A 19,999-nucleotide genomic window follows, 5' to 3' on the forward strand; every position below is an offset into this window, starting at 1 on the left:
TCGCCCAAAACTGCCTCCAAAAAGCAGCCTTGAATCAATCCCGAGCCTTGCCGTCAAGCTTTGTCCACGAGGCCTAGCCGCATTTATTTCGAGAAATGACAGATTGCCTACAATGCCCATGACTGAAGACCGTCGTGCCCCCCTCCACGCAACGCTTCAAAAGGCGCTCGCCGAGTGTGAGGCCGCCATAAAGCCCGTGTTTGACGCAGGTGCTTACCACCTCCCCGCTGACGAGCTGGAGCTGCTTCAGGAGGTTGGCTTGGGGAATTCCGTGATAAGACGCAACGTGCTGGCGCACGAAGCCGTGTACGCCAGCCGCTCTGAATATCAGGCAATCACTTGAAACTGCGCTTTGCCGCCATGCAGGAAGCAGGTTTTTGAAAAGAGACCCACATCGACCTTGTTGGGCAAGCGTAGGTCCTGCATATCGGGCAGAGGCTTTGTCTCAGAATCGTATGAACGATCAATCTGGGAGATGAAGGCGAGAATAATGCCGGCCTTTTGAGCGAATTTTTGAAGGGCAATTATTTGCTCCGAAAGCTCGGGTTTGTTTCGCCGCTGATCGAGGATTTGCAGATAGTCGATAACGGCGACTGTCCCACGGGAGGCATCGGCAAGATGGCGGATGATATAGTCTGCGCAAATCTCGTCAGAGGTCACGATTTCCAGCGCGTCATCAAGGCCTGACGTTTCGCCACCCAGTGTTCGAATGCGCGCTCGGATTTGTTGCTCAGTGTATTCGAGGGTGAAGAAGACGCCTCTCCTTCCGTCCCGGATTGCATCGAGCAGGAGCTGTACCCCTAGCAAGGTTTTTCCGTGTCCGGGCCGCGCGCCGAGCAAGAGCAGATCACCGTCGGAAAGCTGCGACAGCATGTCATTTGCCGCCGCACGCGTTGCAACTCGAGCGGAAAGCAGGCTCCACCTTGCAAAACCTTCGTCGCGTGCCATGCGATCCAACGCCGCGTGCAGGGGAATTTGTTCATCCCGAGCCAGCAATTTCGCTCGACGCTTCAGTTGATAGATTGGAGCGGACAGCTTCATCAAAGAACCTCCATTCCGAGCAGGAAACGCAACCCCTCCTTATGCGGCGCTCGAACAGATGGCTCGATGATCTCAATACCCCGTATGAACGATACTTCCCGATAGGAGGGAGGAGGCGCGGGCCAAGCCTATGCAATGATTTATAGCCTTAGAACGGTGGCCGTAACAAGGACGACGCAACCGATCATGGTGCTCTTGGGCGGTAATGAGTGTTTCCTCCTTCTGTCTCGCCGCAAATGCCTCTTTCCCCTTTTTTGTCCAAAGCATGCGGGCCTGTTGACCTTGCTCGCTTTTGAGCTTGTCGGCCATCCAGAGCAGGGCGCCGTAGATCACGACACGATCATCAGCGGTCAGCTCGACGATGCCGGCCTTGACGATGAGGCCGCCGAGTTCAATCAGGTGTCGCGTGCGCCTTCGGCGCTCGACCTGCCATGTCCGCATGTCATGCCGAGCCCGTGCTGCTTGATGCCGGTTGCGATCGATCCGGTTGTGCTGAAGCGCTGCTCGTGTCGCGGTCAGTTGTCGGAGCAGGTCGGCGTGTTCGCCCCTGGAAAAACGTCGCACCGCGCCTGGCCCATGCCTCCCTCCTGCCGGCGTCCTTGGTCTCGGTCAGCAGGATCAACGCGCCTGCCAATTCCTCGGCGCTGAGGGCGTCGGCGCCGGTGGCGATCACCAGTTCGCCGAGTTGCTGTACTTTGCGGGTCTTGAGCTCTCGTGCCTTGTCTTCGAGGGCTTTCAGTTCGGCATCGAAGTTTCGTGGTTTGCGCAATGTCGTCTCCAATCGTTGTGTAAGCCGTCGATGGAGAGAGGATAGTTGAGCCTCTGTCGAAAGGCTGCAGGGTCACCGAGACTGGCTGGGACCGGATAGTCGCTCCCGAGATTTTTTCGAGGGAGGGCGCGCTTATACGTCGTTCCGACGTACGCTCGACTGTGCCATCTCCGGATCGCGATGGCGATCTATCATCTTCACGTCAAGGTCATCGGCCGCAAGGCCGGCTCCAGCGCGGTGGCCTCCGCCGCCTATCGCTCGGCCTCGCGCTTGCGCGACGAGCGCCTTGACCGCAGCCACGACTTCTCGGCCAAGCGCGGCGTCGTCCATTCCGAGGTCATGCTGCCGGAACACGCGCCCGCCGCGTGGCGTGATCGCGAGCGCCTTTGGAACGACGTTGAGGCCTTCGAGATCCGCAAGGATGCCCAGCTTGCCCGCGAGGCCGAGTTCGCCTTGCCGCGCGAACTGAGCCAGGCGCAGGGCATCGAACTTGCCCGTGACTTCGTGCAGGCCGAATTCGTCGATCGCGGCATGGTCGCCGATCTCAATGTGCATTGGGATGTCGGCGAAGACGGCATGCTCAAGCCCCATGCCCATGTCATGCTGACCATGCGCTCAGTGGAAGTGAATGGCGATGAGATTGGCTTCGGCCAGAAGGTGCGGGAGTGGAACCGCACGGAAATGGTGGAGCATTGGCGCGAGCGTTGGGCCGAATTTGCCAATGAGCGCCTGGCTGAACTCGACATCGATGCCCGCATCGACCATCGCAGCCTGGAAGCCCAGGGCATCGCGCTGGAGCCGCAAAGCCAGATTGGTGCGCCCGCGCAGCGCATCGAGCGCGAAGGCGTTGAGGATCGAGGCATCGAGGATCCTGGGATAGAGGCCGATCGGGCGGAGATGCACCGCGAGATCGCCCGCGGCAATGGCGAACGGATCATTGTTGATCCCAATCTTGCATTGGACGCGATCACCCATCAGCAGTCGACCTTCACGCAGCGCGACATGGCGATGTTCGCGCATCGCCACAGCGATGGTCTCGATCAATTCAGTGAGGTGATGGGCGCCATGCGCGGTGCCCCGGATCTCGTGGAGCTCGGCCAGGATGGGAGAGGCGAGGATCGCTTCACCACCCGCGTCATGATCGAAGCCGAACAGCGCCTGCACCGCGCCGCCGAGCGGATGGCCGAGCGGGAGCGCCATGCGGTTAATGATGCCGACAGAGAGGTGGCGCTAGCGCGTGCGGAACAGCGCGGCCTTGTGCTGTCCGGCGAGCAGGTCGATGCCCTGGCGCATATCACCGATGGGCGCGATCTTTCCCTTGTGGTTGGCTATGCCGGCACCGGCAAGAGCGCCATGCTGGGTGTGGCGCGACAGGCCTGGGCAGCAGCGGGTTATGAAGTCCGCGGCGTTGCGCTGTCCGGCATCGCAGCCGAAAACCTTGAGAGCGGATCAGGCATTGCTTCGCGTACCATTGCCAGCATGGAACATGGCTGGGGACAGGGCCGGGACATGCTCACGTCACGCGATGTCCTGGTGATCGACGAGGCCGGCATGGTGGGGACGCGGCAACTGGAACGCGTGCTTTCCCATGCGGCCGAGGCCGGGGCCAAGGTGGTGCTGGTCGGCGATCCCCAGCAGTTGCAAGCCATTGAGGCGGGGGCGGCGTTTCGCTCGATCCACGACCGTCATGGCGGCGCGGAGATCGGCGAAGTGCGCCGCCAGCGGGAAGACTGGCAGCGAGGCGCCACGCGTGATCTGGCGAATGGCTGGATCGGCGGAGCCATCCACGCCTATAGCGCCCATGATAGGGTGCATGCCGCTTCGACGCGGGAGCAGGCACGCGAGAATCTGATCGAGCGCTGGGACCGCGAGCGGCATGCCTCGCCCGATGCCAGCCGCATCATTCTCACCCACACCAATGTCGAGGTGCGTTCCCTCAACGAGGCGGCCCGCGAGCGGCTTCGAGCTGCCGGCGATCTCAGCGACGATGTGCGGGTGACCGTCGAGCGCGGCGAGCGCAGTTTTGCCAGCGGCGACCGCATCATGTTTCTGCGCAATGAGCGCAGCCTGGGGGTGAAGAACGGCACGCTCGGCACCATCGTCGAGGTGAGCCCACAATCCATTTCGGTGCGTACCGGTGACGGCCGATCCGTTGCCTTCGACCTCAAGGACTATGACCGCATCGACCATGGCTATGCGGCGACCATCCACAAGGCCCAGGGCATGACGGTGGACCACACCCATGTACTGGCAACACCAGGCCTGGATGCCCATGGCAGCTATGTTGCCTTGTCGCGCCACCGTGATGGCATGGAACTGCATTACGGCCGCGACGACTTCGCCGATCGGGATCGGTTGGTCCGAACCCTGTCGCGCGATCGATCCAAGGACATGGCGTCTGATTACGAGCAACGAGATCCGGCGCAGGAGTATGCCGAGCGGCGCGGCATCAGCTTCCGCGAGCGTGTTGTCGAAATCGTGCGCAAGGTCGTGCCCGAAAAACTGCGCGATCGGATCGATGGTCTTATCGACAGTTTGCGCTCACCCACAGAGGACGCGCGCGGTGGGAAGGCTGTGCAGCCGGAAAGGGAAAAGGAGCGGAACGAGGCGCAGATCGTTCGACTCGAGACCGATGCACCGGAACGCAAGGCGGCGGAAGATCCGGAAGCAGCATTGCGTCGGGCGAGATCGCGGGCGCTGGTACGCCATGCCCGTGCCTTCGAGGCGATGTTCAACACGGGCGACGCGGATGGCAAGATACACCCCACCCCGGAATTGAGGCGAGACCTCAGCGATGCGCGCAAGGCCTTTGAGGAAATCCGTCCCCATGGCTGGCGCGATGCCGAAGCCGTCTATGTCAAGGACCCGTCGCTGATCAGTGAGGCGGCGGACGGCAGAAGGCTCAATCGCATGATCCGCGCCATCACGCTCGAAACCGAACTGCGCCTGGAACGGGACAACCTTGCCCAGCGCGCCGACCGTTTCGTGGAGAACTGGAAGAAGCTCGACCGGGCCAGTGAGCGCCGATATGCGGCGGGCGATTACTCCGGCTACCAGGCCGCACAAAAGGAGATGGGCAACATGGCGATGAGTCTCGAACGCGACGCGCAGATGGAATCCCTGCTCCAGGGCCGCAAGCGGGAACTCGGCATCAGCATGGATTTTGAGAGAGGGATGAGCATCAGCGAGCAACTCACCCTCAGCCATGGTCTCGGCAGGGGCCGTGGCATCGGATTGTAACCCGTCCTGTTTGCCGTCGTTTCCACGCCACGGCGCTACGCCGGCTAAACACTTCTTGCGCAACGATAGTTTCCTGCTCTGTCTGGTCCCGGCAAAGATCAGGAACAGCCAGCAGAGGCAGGCCAGCTATGCGTGAACCGGAGCGTATCATCCGCCTCAGAACCGTCCTCTCCCGAACCGGGCTCTCCCGGTCCACGATCTACCGCAAGATCGCGGAGGGCACGTTCCCGCCCCAGATCAAGATCAGCATCAACGGGGCAGGGTGGCATGAATCCGAGATCAATCGCTGGACAACCAATCCTGTCGGATGGCGCCCGAAAGGCGAGTTCAATGGGTTCTGACGGTAGATCAATGCGTTGTTGGATCCCACCTCAATAGCCCAGGATGGCATAGCAACACAGGACGAAGCCGCCGGCGGCACCCACCAGGCTGGTGTAGCCGATGATTTTGTCGCGGGGCTTGATCCGTAGGTTGTTCAAATGCTCAGCGCTGCCTTCCGCCCCTGAAACATCATAACCGAACAGGCTTGCGGCCTTCCGAGTGGCTGGGTGACCCATTCGCGTCTTGCGCAGAAACCAGCCGAACAGAGTACCGGCGAGCAACTTTTGGAGACCGCGGGCGATCGTGCCGATCACGCTGATCTTGAGGATGATGCCGCAGACAAACATGAGGCAAAAGCCCGCAGCGAAGAGCCAGATGTTCATACGGATCTCGACAGGTCGGGAGCATTTTCGCTCGACAATCTGGATGAGCGATTGACGAGACTCAAGTCCTGTCTCGATTGCCGCGGTGCGCCATTACTCGATGGCCGAAACGCAGGGCTTCCCATGTACTCCACGGAGGTTTCTGGCCTGTCTCGCCCCTCCTATCAACTGCAGGAAACCGCAGGCGCCCGCTCCAAGGTCCGGAGGAGGATCGGGAGCGGGCCGGCATGGGTCCGAGATTAGTCGTTGAATCACAGATCCAGTCTCGTGGCCGCCCAAAGGCGAGTGCGGTGAGTTCGGGTGAAGGCGAATGGCGCTCCGGCAGACTATGCTTCAGGAACAGCACGGCGAGCGCGCGAAGCCTCCCTGTCGCTCCCGGGCATGACGACATTCGGCTCCCTGGCCGCAGCGATACGGATCAGATCACGGAGCGCCGAGCGGATCTGCGGCTGGGGAAACTCGGTGTCGTCCTCCCAGATCGTGCCCTCGTGGAAGATCATATCGAGCTTGCCCGCGACGCCGGCGAGCGAGGTGGCTGGCGTGGTGGTCAAAGCCTCGACAAGCTCTTGTTCGCACTCGCCGGCTTCTACCTCCGCCTGCTTGGTAGCCGAGTAGCCGATCTGCTCATCGATCACGTCCCAGCGCGCCTGGTGTTCGGCCAGTTCCCCCTTGGCCTTCGCGCACAGGTCAGCCATCTCAGGGGCTGAGCCACAAATGGCCTCGATGTCTTCTGGCGAGAAGAATTCCAGCGCCTCGCTGCTTCCCGGCAGGCGAAGTGTGGTCCGAGGGAAGCCGATTTCTCGTACAAGCTTCGTCTCGAGCCGCTGCTGCTTGTGGCAGAGCGCTTCGGTTCTGAGCGCTACTGTTTTCCATTGCTGCCACGCCAGCAGCGCTGGATCGGGGGCATTGCGTTCAGCTAGCGTTTCTCCGGCCTGCGCTTCGCTCTGAAATGGCCAGGCCAGTGCGGCTACCGCCGTGCCCATCAGAAGGCGCCGCCGGGTGACGAAAGACAAACTCGTGCTATGGTCGGAATCAGCCATGATCCGAGCTCCTTACAGCTTGGGTTGTGGTCAGGCTGCTGGGGATGGTCGCAACATCGTCAGCAGCCGCGTTAAACTACTCTCCAGAATCGTATCATCGATACGATAATTCCGTCGGATCTCCTGGGCAACTGAAATCGTATCTTTGTTACGAAATGAATGTGATTCAATGCAGAATGGCGCGTATCGCGCTGAATTGGGGAACAAGGGATCTGGCGCGCAATGCCGGTGTCTCGCCTGACACAGTTGCCCGTTTCGAACGAGGTAATCAGCTGAAACCACAGACGATAGATCTGCTACGCCAGACCCTGGAGGATGCTGGTATCGAGTTCATCCCTGAGAATGGCGGGGGTGTTGGCGTACGTTTGAAGAAGCCTGCGTCGACTGGATGATTAGCCTACCGGATGTTTTTGGAACTTTCGATGCCTTTAGGTTGCAACCGCCTTGCTTAACGATTGTGAGCTGTGACCGCTCGCGCTCGAAATCTGACGTGCTCGCTGTCAGCGGCATATGCCAAGGATTGGAAAGGCGCTGTCGATTGCATCGTTCAGTCGCTGGTAGGAAAGGATCACCTGATCGCCACACGCGATGCTAAGCCCCTTTCACCAAGGCGCGTTGTATATGAAGGCTGATTAGCTCGCGCTGGACACCCTCCCGCCCCAATGCAAGGGCTGGCGTGAATCTAATACCAACCGCTGGATCATCGATCCTGACAGTCAGCTACCGACGATCCTGGCCACACGAAATATGGTGGTGGGTGCTGCGGATCGGCGTGTTTAATCCTTGATCTCGCTTGGCACTTCCATCGTTTGATCAAGCTGCAGGGATCCATGGCCGTCGAGAGAGCCGGAGATCGAGCGGCGGGATCGTCCAGAATTAGTCCTTGAGGTGAGAATGAAAGTCCTCATCTCTCCTTTAGGGCCTCGCTTGCGACCTCGACGATGGGTGAGAAGACATATTCGAGGATCCTGCGGCTATCGGTTTTGATCTCGACGGTGGCGGCCATGCCGGGGGTCAGCGTGACGCGATGGCCATCGGCGTCCATCACCTCGCGGTCGGGGGTGAGCGTAACGGGGAACACAAGGTTCTGCGTACGCTCGGCGCCGGCGAAGGTGGACTTGGCGATCTGCGCGGCGGGATTGCCTTCGAGCTGCGCGGCGTCGGGCTCGGGGATGGCGTCGGTGGCAACATTCATCACTTTGGCATTGATGGTACCGTAGCGAGTGAAGGGGAAGGATTGGATCTTCACCACCGCTTCCTGCCCCGGCCTGACGAAGCCGATATCGGTGTTGAGGACATAGACCTGCAACTGAAGCTTGGAGTCATCGGGCACGATGCGCATGACTTCCTGCCCCACAGTGACGACCTGGCCGACATTGGTGATCACCGAAGCCTGCACCGTACCGGAAATTGGCGCGAGAATGATTTTTCGCTCACGCTCGGCCGTTGCCTTGGCGAGTTTTTGGGTGAGATCATCGATCTGACGCTCGGCTTCACCGAGCTTTTCGCTGTTGTCAGAGATAAAAGCTTCCACCGTCTTGTCGATCTCACGCTCGAGCACCGCGGCGCCTGCCTCTGCATCGGCAAGCTGGCCCTGCTGGATGGCGAGCTGCGTGACCTGATACTTCAAGGTTTCTGTGGCATCGATCACGCTCGCCTTCGTATCAGCCTGCTTTGCGGCGGCCGTTGAGCGCATGGTGACGCGGTCCTGCAGTGTCGCGATCAAGGATTGCTGGGTCTCGATCGTCTGCGCATAGCGATCGCGCATGACCAACTTTTCCTGCCGCTGGGCGTCCAGGGATGAGATACCCGAGGCAAGCTGGCTGAGATCGCCGGCGAGGATGTTCTGCTCGCGCCGGCGCAGCACGTCGGGCACGCTCTCGCCCCATTGGATGGTGGGAGGCGGTGTCAGCTTGCGAGCTCGTGCCATGTCAATGGCAACACGCCGACGCCGGGCCTCCGCTTCATAGGAGGCAAGGTCGCGCCGAAACCCTGCCTCATCCGCCAGTTCCTCGGTGGCATCGAGTTCGAGAACCACCTCGCCCTGTTTGACATGGGCTCCGTCTATGGGTGGCAGAGCCTTCACCTTACCCGCCTCCAGCGGCTGGATGATCTTGACCTTGCCGGTTGGTTCGAACTTGCCCTGCGCCGCGGCGATGATGTCGATGCGGCCGAAGTAGGACCACACCAGCGAAACCACCACGAAGGCGCAGATGATCACGATCAGGGCCATGCGCACCGGCGATGGCGGCGTCTCCAGGATCTCCAGGGCTGGCGCCAGGAACTCCTGGTCCGAGCGGCGTGGCTTGAGGCGCTTGGGCGGCCTCGGGATAGGCTGACCGGCATTGGGTGGCGGAGACTGCGCGTTCATTCGGCAGCCTCCATCCGGTCGTTCTGCAGGGCCCACAGCCGGGCATAGACGCCGTCCGGTTTTGCCAGCAGCTCGGCATGGCTGCCGATCTCGACGATGCGGCCGTCCGCCATGCCGACGATGCGATTGCAGGGCCTGACGGCGGCGAGGCGATGGGCGATGATGATGACGGTGCGCCCCTGGACGATCTGGCGCATATTGGTCTGGATCACCCGCTCGCTCTCATAGTCGAGCGCCGAGGTCGCCTCGTCGAAGATCAGGATCGGCGGATTGGTGGCAAGGGCCCTTGCAATGGCGATACGCTGGCGCTGGCCGCCGGAGAGATTGGCGCCGCGTTCCTCGATGATGGTGTCGTAGCCGGCCGGCAGCTTGGCGATGAACTCATCGGCCCCGGCAAGCCTTGCAATGGCGATGACATTGGCGCGCGGCAAGGCCGGATTGGCGAAGGCGATGTTGTCGTGGATGGAGCGGTTGAACAGCAGGTTCTCCTGCAGCACCACGCCGATCTGGCTGCGCAGCCAGGCCGGATCGACCTGGGAGAGATCGGCGCCATCGAGCAGCACCTGCCCCTCCTCCGGGGTGTAGAGGCGCTGGACCAGCTTGGTCAGGGTCGACTTGCCCGAGCCCGAGGCGCCGACGATGCCGATGACCTCGCCAGGCTGGACGGCCAGCGAGACGGACTTCAACACTTCGGGTGAGCCGGGCCGGTAGCGGAAGGTAACGTTCCTCAGTTCGATCAGGCCGCGCGGCGGCGGCAGCACCAGGCTGGTCTGGGGCGAGCGCTCTGTCGGAGTGTTGAGGATGTCGCCGAGCCGATCCATGGAGATCTTGACCTGCTGGAAGTCCTGCCAGATCTGGGACAGACGCAGCACCGGCTGCGTCACCTGGCCGGCGATCATGTTGAAGGCGACGAGAGCCCCGACCGAGAGTTCGCCATCGATCACCGCCTTGGCCCCGAACAGCAGCAAGAGGGCGGTGGAGAACTTGGAGACATATTGGATGGCGTTCTGGCCGCCGGCCGCCAGCATGGTGGCGTCGAAGGAGGTCCGGACATAGGCGGCCAGCCGCTCGGACCATTGGGCGTGCATTACCGGCTCGACCGCTCCGGCCTTGACCGTCTGGATGCCGACCACCGCCTCGACCAGGAATTGCTGGGAGATGGCGCCGCGGTTGAACTTCTCCTCGATCATCTTGCGCAGGGAAGGACGCACCGCCACGGCAATCAGGATGTAGAGTGGGATCGAGCCGATGACGATGAGGGTGAGCTTCCACGAATAAGCCCAAAGCACGGCGATGAAGACGATGGTGAAGACGAGGTCGATGGCCGAGAACAGCCCTTGGCCGGTGAGGAAGTTGCGAATGGTCTCGAGTTCCCGCACCCGGGCCACCGTCTGGCCGGCCGAGCGGGTCTCGAAGTACCCCAGTGGCAGGCGCAGGAGATGGCCGAACAGTTTTTGGCCGAGCTCGACGTCGATGCGATTGGTGGTGTGAGACAAGGCGTAGCTGCGCAGATATTGCAGCACCACGTCGAACAGGCCGATGATGGCGATGCCTGCGACCAGCACGAACAGGGTCGAATAGCCCTTGTGGGAGAGGACCTTGTCGACCACGACCTGGAAGAACAGCGGCGTCACCAAAGCGAAGATCTGCACGAAGAGCGAGGCCAGCAGGACATGGGCGAGCGGCTTGCGGTAGCGCCAGAGCGAGGGCAGGAACCAGCCCAGGCCGAAGGAGCGTGGATCTGAGCCCGCCCCGCGCAGGCGCCGGCCGATCAGAACGACTTGGCCGCCGATCTCCGCGAGCACAGCTTCCAAAGATAGTTCGCGATCGATGCGGCTGATGGGATCGACCAGGCGGAATTTGCCGCTGGGATTCTTGCCGCCGAAGACCTGGAAGGAGCCGTCGGCCACCCGCACGATCGCCGGCACCGGGATGGTCTCCAGGCGCTTGGGCGTGAGCCGGCCGACGATACGGGCCTTGAGGCCGATCATCGCCGCGGCGCGCACCAGGTCGCGCTCGCCGGCCATGCGGCCGGACAGGGCCAGTTCCCCGGCCAGATGCTTGGGATCGGCGGCGATGCGGAAGAAGGCGGCGATACCGCACAGGGCCCTCAAGCCGGAATCGAGCGGCTCGGGTGGGGCGGCGGAGTTGGTGGATTGGTCCATGAAGACTCGGAGGAAAACAACGGAAAGCGCCGTGGGCCGGCGTGCCTATCGGGAAGATGAACCCCAGCCACCATGGGTGGGCTCACTACCACTGCCGGAAGCCAGGAACCCGCCCTGGTAAGGATCGTGATGCGGACCGATCGTGGCCGAGCCTGACTGGGTCCAGGAGGCCAGCGTGTTGATCCAGCCGTCGAAGAAATTGTGCAGGGCTTCCGAGCCGCGTGCCGGGATCGATTGTCCCCAGGAAGGGCCGAACCAGGACGAATTGCCACCCCCTCCGCGGGTGGGTTCATAGACGAAGGGGTCTGCCTGGCTGGCAAGCCAGGTGCCCCGCGCTACGAGGCCTGCGTTCGACCAATCTGAGAAGGGCTGAGATGAAGATAGAGGCCTGGATGCCTGCGAGGAAACCTCATCCTTGAAGAACGCGGAGCCTAGATCGAGTTCGCCAGACATCTGCGCGCACTTTACAAGGTGTCGACGACGTTGATGTCGTAGGTGACAGTCGCGGTCATGGGCTTGTTGGCTCGGCTGAGCCAGCCATGCCTAACCACCATGCTGTCATGCCCAAGTTTCTCGCCTCGATATTCGACGCGGTAATCCTTGAATTTGACCGTGCCCAAGCGCGGTGGCTGAATCAGGCTGAACTGCGCATGACCACCAAGGCTACGCCAATTGGCAGTACAAAAATGATTGTCGTCGGGGCCTCGCTGTATGCGGGTAACCGTCCAATTGGCTGTCACGCTGCAGCCGTCGCAGGCGGAAACTCGAGATAGGTGACCGTGGCATTTTTGCCCGGCCAGGGCCGGCACTGCCAACGCGCTGAGGCCAAGAAGAGCTAAGGTTGCGCTAGTGAAGGGGCGCATGAATACGTCCTGAAAAATGGAGGTGAACCAGGGGACCAAGGAAATCGGGAGGCTGCGGGCATGAATCACCCGCGGCCAGATCATGTGAAGTGGAAGTTGCTCTGTTGCAGGCTTGCCACCGTGGTGTTTTTCAAAGTGATCGAGTCGTTGGCATCAGCGGTGATGATGATGTCCGCACCCGACTGCGTGGTGTGTGAGAGCAAGGTTGCCCAGTCAGCAAAGACGTTATGATCGATGTTGACCAGGTCTGCACCGGTCCCGGAGGCTTTGTACCCTGTGATCGTGTCATGTCCGAAATTAGGCTTGAATACGAAGGTATCGTTGCTATCGGTTGTGGTCAGTGAGGTATTCTTGCCGAAATTGATCGTATTATTCTGACCAGAGACACTTCCCGACGAGGTTCCAACAATGCTGGCCGACGCTCCATCCTGCAGATTAATTGTTTGCGAAACCGCCAACCTTACCGTGTTGTTTGCGCCACCTACGTTTACGGTAACCCCTTTTATGGTGTCATTCACAGTTTGAGTGAAATTATCATAGAGCAGGACAGTTGCCCCACCTGTCATATTTACAACATCGTTTGTCACAGGATTTCCTGTGGGGCGCTGCATCACAGTTGTCGTACCGCTAGACACATTCACAGTAGACCCCATGGCACTGATGGTCTCAGAGCCGGTCAGAACATTTATTACATTTGAACTTCCGGTACTGCTTACGACGCCGCCATTTGCAATAATCGTATCGTTAGAGCCGTTCAAACTCAGTTGGACCCCAGCAGCGAGCGTGACTGTCCCATTAGAAATATTCTCGGTTTGGGTTGCCGTCACAGCGCCGGTTATATTAACGATCGCTCCACTTCCGGTGGTCGTAATGACATTCGATCCAGACGCAGTGACGCTGCCATTACCGGTAACGGCTATCGGATTGCTGGAGCCGTTGACGGTGACTGAAGCGCCCGATGCGACGTTGATGGCAACGGAATTGGCCGTCAACGTATTGCCCGTTCCATTGACATTGACGACATCTCCGGTTCCGCCGGATACGCTCAAAACAACGCTCGACCCGATATCCAGCACATTGCCCGTGCCAGTGATGGATGCGGTGCTCGTGCCATTGGCAAGGGACAGATGATTGTTGTTGCCGGTAATGGTGGCCGTATCGTTCGATCCGCTGACGACGCCCGTTATGTAGCTGCCATTGATCACCGCTGTGGAGGTTGTGGCTCCTCCACTGGTCGTCGGCATCGTGGTGGTGACTACGGCCGTTGCCTGACCGTCGGCACTGACATTCTTCACTACGGTCTGCTTGAGGGAGCCGTCGGCGTTGTTATCGGTGATCGTTTCCGTGATCGATCCGTCAGCATGTGTAACGGCCGCATCAACATGATCAATCGTGCCGTTATTGTCCGAGTCTTCGCTTAGGGTCGTTGTCATGCCATCCGCGCTGATGGTCTCGGTGCCTTTGGCTAGGACCGCGCCGCTCGAATTGACGTCCTGGATCGTGCCGACCTGCGAGTCGTCGATCTCAGTTTGCCAGATCTCGGTATGCTCATAGGTACCGTTGCCATCATAGTCGGCCTGCACGGTCTTGGAGAGGCCATCCGCGCTGACCGCCGTGGTCACCTTAGAGGCAACCGTCTTGTTGGATGTGGCGATCGCCGAGTTCCACAAGACCTGTCCAGGCAAAGGCGCAACCGCCTTTGCTGAGGCGTTGTTGGTCGTCGTGGTGGCCACCGACCCGTCGATAGCCATGACCGATGTGGTCGTCTGATCGACGGAGCCATTGCCATCAACATCGATGGTTGTGGTTCGCGTCTTGCCATCAGCACTTACTGCTATGGTTGTGGATTTTACTAGGACGGGCGTGACGGCCGCGCCCCATCCTGTGCTGGTCTTGGTACTGGTGCGATAATCCTTGATGGTCTCGCTATAGGAGCCATCCGCGTTATAGACCTTGGTGTCGGCGCGGGTGTGATCGTTGACACCATCCGCATTGAGATCCCAGCTCACATTGGTGGTCAGGCCATCCCAACTCGTCGTCGCCGTCATCTGGTCGATCTTGGTACCGGCTGAGGAGAAATCAGCGATGGTGTCGGTCGAGGTGCCATCGACCGACTTGGTTATGACTTCGGTCTGGTCGACGATGCCGTCTCCGTTGGCGTCCCGGCTGGTGGTTGTCGTCAGCCCATCGGTACTTGTTTGCTTGGTAATCTTGTCCTTCAAGCTGCCATCGGCATTGAAGTCCTTGACCGCGGTGGTGAAGGGCGCATCGACCGCCGTCATGGTCGTCGTGGTGCTGCTCTGGGTAAAGGCGCCTGTACCGTTGGGATCCTGCTGCAAAGTGACGGTCCTGCCATCCGCGCTCGTGGTCTTCACAGTCTTCGAGAGCAGAGAGCCGTCGGCCTTGAGGTTGGTGATGATCTCAGTACTCGAACCATCGGCATTGATCGTGGTGACGTCCGTCTGTGTCTGGCTCGCGCTGGTCGCCGCACCGAAATACCATTGCTTGGAAATACTCAAACCATTGCCGCTGGTCGTCGCAACATAATGGGCGGTCTGTGCGCCGGCCTTGGTCTCGGTGACCGAGACGGTCTTGGAACCGTCCACATTCAGCACCGTCTGATAGGTTTCAACAGCGCCGAAGCTGCCGGAGCCTGTCAGGTCATATTGCTTGGTCACCGTCAGGCCGTCGGCGCTGGTGGTAATGGCAGCCTTGTCCTTGGTGGTGATGGTATAGGTCGGGGAGGCCGAGGTCGCGACCCCGCCCGAAAGCGTAGCGTCGGTGATCGTCTCCACCTTTGAGCCATCAGCATTGATGACCATCACGTCGGTTATCTGACTTTCGGCTAGGCCATCGCCATTGGCGTCATATTGGATCGTCTTGGACAGGCCGTTGGCGCTGTCGGTCTCGTAGCGGCCATTGGTGCCGCCATAGCTGCGCCCCGACGCCGACTTGACCGTACCGTCCATGGAAGAGGTCAGTATCGAAGCGTCGGCATTGACGTGAGCAATGACGGTCTGATCGACCGTGGCGTCGCCATTGATGTCCTTGGTCACCGTCGTCGTCAACTGATCGGCGCTAACCGTGGTCGTCACCTTGTCGTGCAGGGAGTTGTTGGCATTGGTGTCGGACACCACGGTTGTGACCGAGCCATCGGCATTCAGCGTCTTCACGCTGGTATTGGTACGCTCGAAGGTGCCGTCGCCATTGTCGTCCATCTGCGTTGTGACGGTGAGGCCATTGGCACTGGTGGTGGTGACGGTCTTGTTCTTCAGCGTGGAGGTGCCCGCATAGTCCGAGACGGTCGTCGTCCTGGAGCCATCAGCATTGACCGTCGTGACCGAGGTCTGCTCGGAATCAACAACACCGGCCAGGCTGGTGATCACAGTCTTCGACAGTCCATTGGCACTGGTAATCGTCGTCACGTCAGAGAGGACCGTCGAGCCATCGGCGGTGTAGGTCCACACATCGTCCTGGATACTGCCGTCCGCCTTGATGGATTTGTATTCATGCGTGCGCGTGTCGCTGCCGACGTATGGAATGGTCCAGCTTTCGACATGATCGCCGGCCGCACTGGTATTGGTGACGACCTGGCTCACCACAGTGCCGCTGGCATTCGTGGTGTTGACCGTTCGCTGGCTCGAACCGTCGGCATTGAGCGTGGTGACGTCACTTACGGTCTGGTCGACCGTGCCATCGCCATTGATATCACTGGTGGTGGTTTTTGATAGGCCGTTCCCCGAAACGGTCGTGACGGTCCGGTTGAGAAGCGTTGTGCCGGCACCGTTGTCGTTCGAGACCGTCTCCGTCCGAGAACCGTTGGCGTTGATCACGGTGACGTCGGTGGTCTTGGCATCGAAGGTGCCGTCGCCATTGACGTCGATCTGCGTGGTGACCGACAAGCCGTTGCCGCTGGTGGTGGCCACCTGCTTGCTCAACAAGGTGCCGTTGCCGCTATAGTTCGCCTTGGTCTCGGTCTTCGAACCGTCCGTATTTAAAACGATGACATCACTGGTCGAGCCGTCATAGACCCCATCGCCCGTGACGTCGCTTTGGATCGTCGTGCTGAGGTCATTGGCGCTCACTGTCGTCAGTGTTTTATCGACCAAGGCACCATTGGCCGCGAAATTGGAGACCAGCTTGGTCGTCGAGCCATCAGTGTTGGTGGTGATGACCTGCGTTTGATCGACATGGCCATCGCCATTGCTATCGATGTTGATCGTCGAGGTGAGTCGGTTGGCGCTGTCAACAGTCACTGTTTTGGACAGCAGCGCTCCCGAATTGCTGATCACCGACAGGGTTTCGGTGCGGCTGCCGTCGGCATTGAGCACGATGGCATCCGTCGTGGTCCGGTCGATGGTGCCGTTGCCGTCGAGATCCTGCTGCCTGGTCTGCGTCAGGCCATTGGAAGCGGTACTGATGATCGATTTGTCGATCAGTGTGCCGTTGGCGCTGGTGTCCGTGACAGTCTCGGTGCTGGAGCCATCCGCGTTCTTGACGATAACGTCCGTGGTGACAGCGTCATAGGTGCCGTCGCCATTGACGTCCGTCTTGCTCGTCTTTGACAGGCCGGTGGCCGAAGTGGTGGTCAAGGTGCGGTTGATGAGGGAGCCGCCGGGGGCGAAGTTCGAGACCGTCTTGGTGGTGGTGCCATCCGAGCCCGTCACGATCGATGTCGTCTGGTCGGTGGCACCGTCCCCGTTTGCGTCGGTCGTGATCGTGATCGTCTTCTTGTCAGCGCTGGTCGCCGTCACCGTCTGGCTGATGAGCGCGCCATTGCCGCTCTTGTCCCAGACCGTCTCCGTTCGCGAGCCATCGCTGCCGATGACCGTGCCATCGAAGCGGATCTCATCGGCCGGACCATCGCTGTTCCAATCGAAATACTCGGTCTTCGTCAGCCCATCGGCGCTGATGTTGATGACATGGATGGTTCGCTCTGAGCTATCGGCATTGTCGTCGACGATCCAGGTGGAGATCGTGCCGTCCGAGGTCACGCTCCTCGAAGTCGTCTCCACCGTGTCGAACGTACCATTGCCGGTATGATCCTCCTGGATAGTGGAGGTGGCGCGATCCGCACTGATCGTGGTGATGGTCTTGTCAAGAACCGTGCCGTTGCCGCCAGTATCGGTGACGGTTTCGGTGCGACTGCCGTCACCATTGACGACAGTCACATCGGTCTTGACCTGATCGAAAGTGCCCGAGCCGGTATGGTCGGTCTTCGTTGTCTTGGTCAGGCCATCGATGCTGGTGGTCACCTGGATTTGGTTGATCACCGATCCATTGGCAGCCAGGTTCCTGGTGGTGGTCGAGGTCGAATGATCAGCATTGGTGGCGAAGACCTGAGACTGGTCCCAGATGCCGTCACCGTTTTGGTCGACTTGTGTTGTCACGGTCTTGGTATCGGCGCTGGTCGTCGCGGCGGTACGATCCTTCAAGGAGCCGTCGGCATTGAAATCGCTGATCGTCTCGGTGGAGGAACCATCGCCATTGACGACTGTGTTGTCTGTTTGAGACCTGTCGAAGACGCCGTCGCCATTGTCATCATATTTGGTGGTTATGTTCGCGCCGTTCGCACTCGCCGTCACCACGTTCTCGAAGGCTTCCGAGCCATCGGCGTTGTAGCCGAAAATGTCGGTGGTGACGGATCCATCGGCATTGTTGGTCTGGCTCTGATGGATCACATAGCCATTGGCATCGGTGGCAAGGGAGGCGTCTCCGACCTGTCCTGTGCTGCCATCGGATTTGGTATAGGTCGTTGTGCCTGTGATGGTCGAACCGTCGTTGAAGGTTTGACCGCTGCCTGTCGGTGTCAGGTCGATCGAGGTGATGCCAAGCGAAGCGAGCGTCACCAACTGGCCATTGACCATCACCTTGAACTTTGACCAGTCCGCGTCGCCAGCATCGAGCTTGCCGTCGTGGTTGGTGTCGAAGACGTCCTTCAGGGCTTGCAGGTCGGAACTTGCCGTCGGATCCCAAGCTGTGAAGACATACTCGTTCTTTTGGCTGATCTTGCCGTCACCGTCGAGATCAATCACCAGAACGCCATTGCCGGCGCCAGCCCAAGCGGTACGATGCTGATAGCCGTCGCCGTTCAGATTGACGAATTGGGTTGATGAGGAAATCGACGACAGCTTAAGGCCCTTGCCGTCGAGGTTGAGTATGACGGGATTATCGCCACCATCGCCACCGTCGCCACCATCATCGCCACCATCGTCGCCACCATCGTCGTAACCGCCACCGTAACCGCTGTCGTAGCCGCCTCCAAACGAGCTCCCCGACGAATCATCAGGTCCTGACAAACCCAAAGCGTGAGCCAAGCCACCGCCATCCGTCGCAGCTGGGTTGGAACCAGCGGGATTGAACCGGTCCAAGCCAGTGTTTCGGTCAGGAGAAAGCCAGGGATTGAAAGAGGCTGCCTGGTTGGCAGCGAGCGCCTGCTCAGGAGTAGCGTGAACGTAGCCAGTATTATCAGTATAACCGGTGCTCGGGACGCCTTGGTGATCCTTTCCATCAGAATTTGGATTTACAATACGAACAACATTAGAGACCTCGAATGGGCCTAAGCCAAGCGCGCTCCTAATGCCATCGACCACCCCCTCGGCTATGTTAACGCCAGCAGCAACTATACCGCCGATAATTGCCAAACCAGCACCAAGGACACCCCCTAGGGTGTCTTGAGCAGCTCCTATAACGTTGCCATGAGCCAAATCTTCAGCGCCATACTCCACACCACCAATAAGGTTCCTAACCGCTGCAGCAGCTCCTTCGGCAATGCTCTCTACACCGTTAATAACTCCCGCTGCGATATCACCTAGAGGGGTCGAATCATTATGAACGCTATATCCGCCTGCAATATATGTATGAGAATATTCCACTTCGAAATTATAAGTTCGCCAACTCTTACGAGGTTGATGGACTACAGCCAAATTTCCTGTCACATGATATTCATATTCATCGGCTTCTTCGAAAAGGTAGCTGTTTCCACTGGAATATTTTATACTGCGCGCCGATACTTTCTCCAGTAAGCCGCTGTCATTAACGATAAATCCGCTTCTCTTCACTATAGATTCAATAGTCTCAAATTGCTTGAATTCGTTTAAGAATCGATGGCCTTTTGTGACAAAAAGCCCGCATGAAAGTTCGAGCCATTCCTCCGTGGTGTTTCTGAATATCCTTAATACCCGGGCCGGCTTTAGCGTGTAATTTCCGAGGTAGTCAGTTTCAAACGAAAGAACTTCGTCGCCGGGACGAATGTCGCTTATTTTCCTGTCCGAACCGTCTGGGAGGCGGATTGGTGTGTTTGCGGGGAAGCATTCCGTCAGGTGCCATATCTCCCTCAGTGCCTTGCCAGATCCCGGGGGGGCACCGACTAGAGTTATTGCAGTGGCAACACCTAGAACTTCAGAGGCCGCAAGAAATTCAGCGTTCCATTTTGTAAGTTCAATTTTTTTATCTATATCTGATCCAGTATAAACTGCAACTTCATATGCCACCATATATGCGGCCGCATTTCCGGTCAGGCTGCCCGCGATCTGGGCAACGGCGACTCCGGCGGGCCCTAATTCAGGATCAAGGCCTAAATTGACTGCCCCTTTGACTGTGTAAGTGACGCCCGCCCCCACCGCCAAACCAGCCGTCGCCGCAACAGTTCCTTGGAGGAAGCCTTGGCCTTCATACGGGTTATAAGAGGCGCCATCATAAGCTCCTGCCGCAGCAAACCCAGCCGTATCTAGTGGATTGACTCCAACGTTTGGAACCCACGGTTTCTGGCGGCGATGATGGTATCCGGATCGGCGCGCCAGACGA

13 protein-coding genes are annotated in these 19,999 nt (G+C 59.4%); 3 read left to right on the forward strand and 10 right to left on the reverse strand.

Features of this window, described 5'->3' with window-relative positions; all coding sequences use genetic code 11:
* Window positions 1-343, forward strand: a 343-nt coding sequence (locus U1R88_RS34335) for a hypothetical protein (RefSeq protein ID WP_322435358.1), incomplete at its 5' end; no start/stop codon positions are given.
* Here U1R88_RS34335 and U1R88_RS34340 read toward each other — a convergent pair.
* From U1R88_RS34340 to U1R88_RS34350, 3 genes are all read right to left on the reverse strand, one after another.
* Complete coding sequence (locus tag U1R88_RS34340) at window positions 328-1,041, reverse strand: DNA helicase (protein ID WP_322435359.1); 714 nt, start codon at window positions 1,039-1,041, stop codon at window positions 328-330. The genes U1R88_RS34335 and U1R88_RS34340 overlap by 16 nt on opposite strands.
* A gap of 72 nt (window positions 1,042-1,113) precedes the next feature.
* On the reverse strand, window positions 1,114-1,482 hold the full coding sequence (locus tag U1R88_RS34345) for a conjugal transfer protein TraD (RefSeq protein ID WP_322435360.1): 369 nt from the start codon (window positions 1,480-1,482) through the stop codon (window positions 1,114-1,116).
* 1 nt (window position 1,483) lies between these two features.
* Window positions 1,484-1,810, reverse strand: coding sequence for a conjugal transfer protein TraD (locus U1R88_RS34350; RefSeq protein ID WP_322435361.1), 327 nt, complete (start codon window positions 1,808-1,810; stop codon window positions 1,484-1,486).
* 180 nt (window positions 1,811-1,990) lie between these two features.
* Here U1R88_RS34350 and traA point away from each other — a divergent pair, with 180 nt between their 5' ends.
* Together traA and U1R88_RS34360 are read left to right on the forward strand one after the other, a co-directional pair.
* Window positions 1,991-5,050, forward strand: a complete 3,060-nt coding sequence (traA, locus tag U1R88_RS34355; RefSeq protein WP_322435362.1) for a Ti-type conjugative transfer relaxase TraA — start codon at window positions 1,991-1,993, stop codon at window positions 5,048-5,050.
* Window positions 5,051-5,178: 128 nt separating this feature from the next.
* On the forward strand, window positions 5,179-5,391 hold the full coding sequence (locus tag U1R88_RS34360) for a helix-turn-helix transcriptional regulator (protein WP_322435364.1): 213 nt from the start codon (window positions 5,179-5,181) through the stop codon (window positions 5,389-5,391).
* A 30-nt stretch (window positions 5,392-5,421) separates the two neighbouring features.
* Here U1R88_RS34360 and U1R88_RS34365 read toward each other — a convergent pair whose 3' ends face one another.
* The 7 genes from U1R88_RS34365 to U1R88_RS34400 all read right to left on the reverse strand — a co-directional run bounded on the left by U1R88_RS34365 (window position 5,422) and on the right by U1R88_RS34400 (window position 19,815).
* Entirely contained in the window at window positions 5,422-5,754 is a 333-nt protein-coding gene (locus tag U1R88_RS34365; protein ID WP_322435365.1) for a hypothetical protein, read from the reverse strand.
* A 326-nt stretch (window positions 5,755-6,080) separates the two neighbouring features.
* Complete coding sequence (locus U1R88_RS34370) at window positions 6,081-6,794, reverse strand: hypothetical protein (protein WP_322435366.1); 714 nt, start codon at window positions 6,792-6,794, stop codon at window positions 6,081-6,083.
* A gap of 904 nt (window positions 6,795-7,698) precedes the next feature.
* Window positions 7,699-9,165, reverse strand: a complete 1,467-nt coding sequence (locus tag U1R88_RS34380) for an HlyD family type I secretion periplasmic adaptor subunit (RefSeq protein WP_322435367.1) — start codon at window positions 9,163-9,165, stop codon at window positions 7,699-7,701.
* Entirely contained in the window at window positions 9,162-11,330 is a 2,169-nt protein-coding gene (locus U1R88_RS34385) for a type I secretion system permease/ATPase (RefSeq protein WP_322435369.1), read from the reverse strand. The genes U1R88_RS34380 and U1R88_RS34385 overlap by 4 nt, the downstream gene beginning before the upstream one ends.
* Window positions 11,331-11,375: 45 nt before the next feature.
* Window positions 11,376-11,783, reverse strand: a complete 408-nt coding sequence (locus U1R88_RS34390) for a hypothetical protein (RefSeq protein WP_322435371.1) — start codon at window positions 11,781-11,783, stop codon at window positions 11,376-11,378.
* 11 nt (window positions 11,784-11,794) lie between these two features.
* Entirely contained in the window at window positions 11,795-12,193 is a 399-nt protein-coding gene (locus U1R88_RS34395; protein ID WP_322435372.1) for a hypothetical protein, read from the reverse strand.
* 80 nt (window positions 12,194-12,273) lie between these two features.
* Entirely contained in the window at window positions 12,274-19,815 is a 7,542-nt protein-coding gene (locus U1R88_RS34400) for a hypothetical protein (RefSeq protein ID WP_425545529.1), read from the reverse strand.
* Window positions 19,816-19,999 lie beyond the last annotated feature (184 nt).

The sequence above is a fragment of the Labrys sedimenti genome, assembly GCF_034424805.1.
GTDB classification, from domain to species: Bacteria; Pseudomonadota; Alphaproteobacteria; order Rhizobiales; family Labraceae; genus Labrys; species Labrys sedimenti.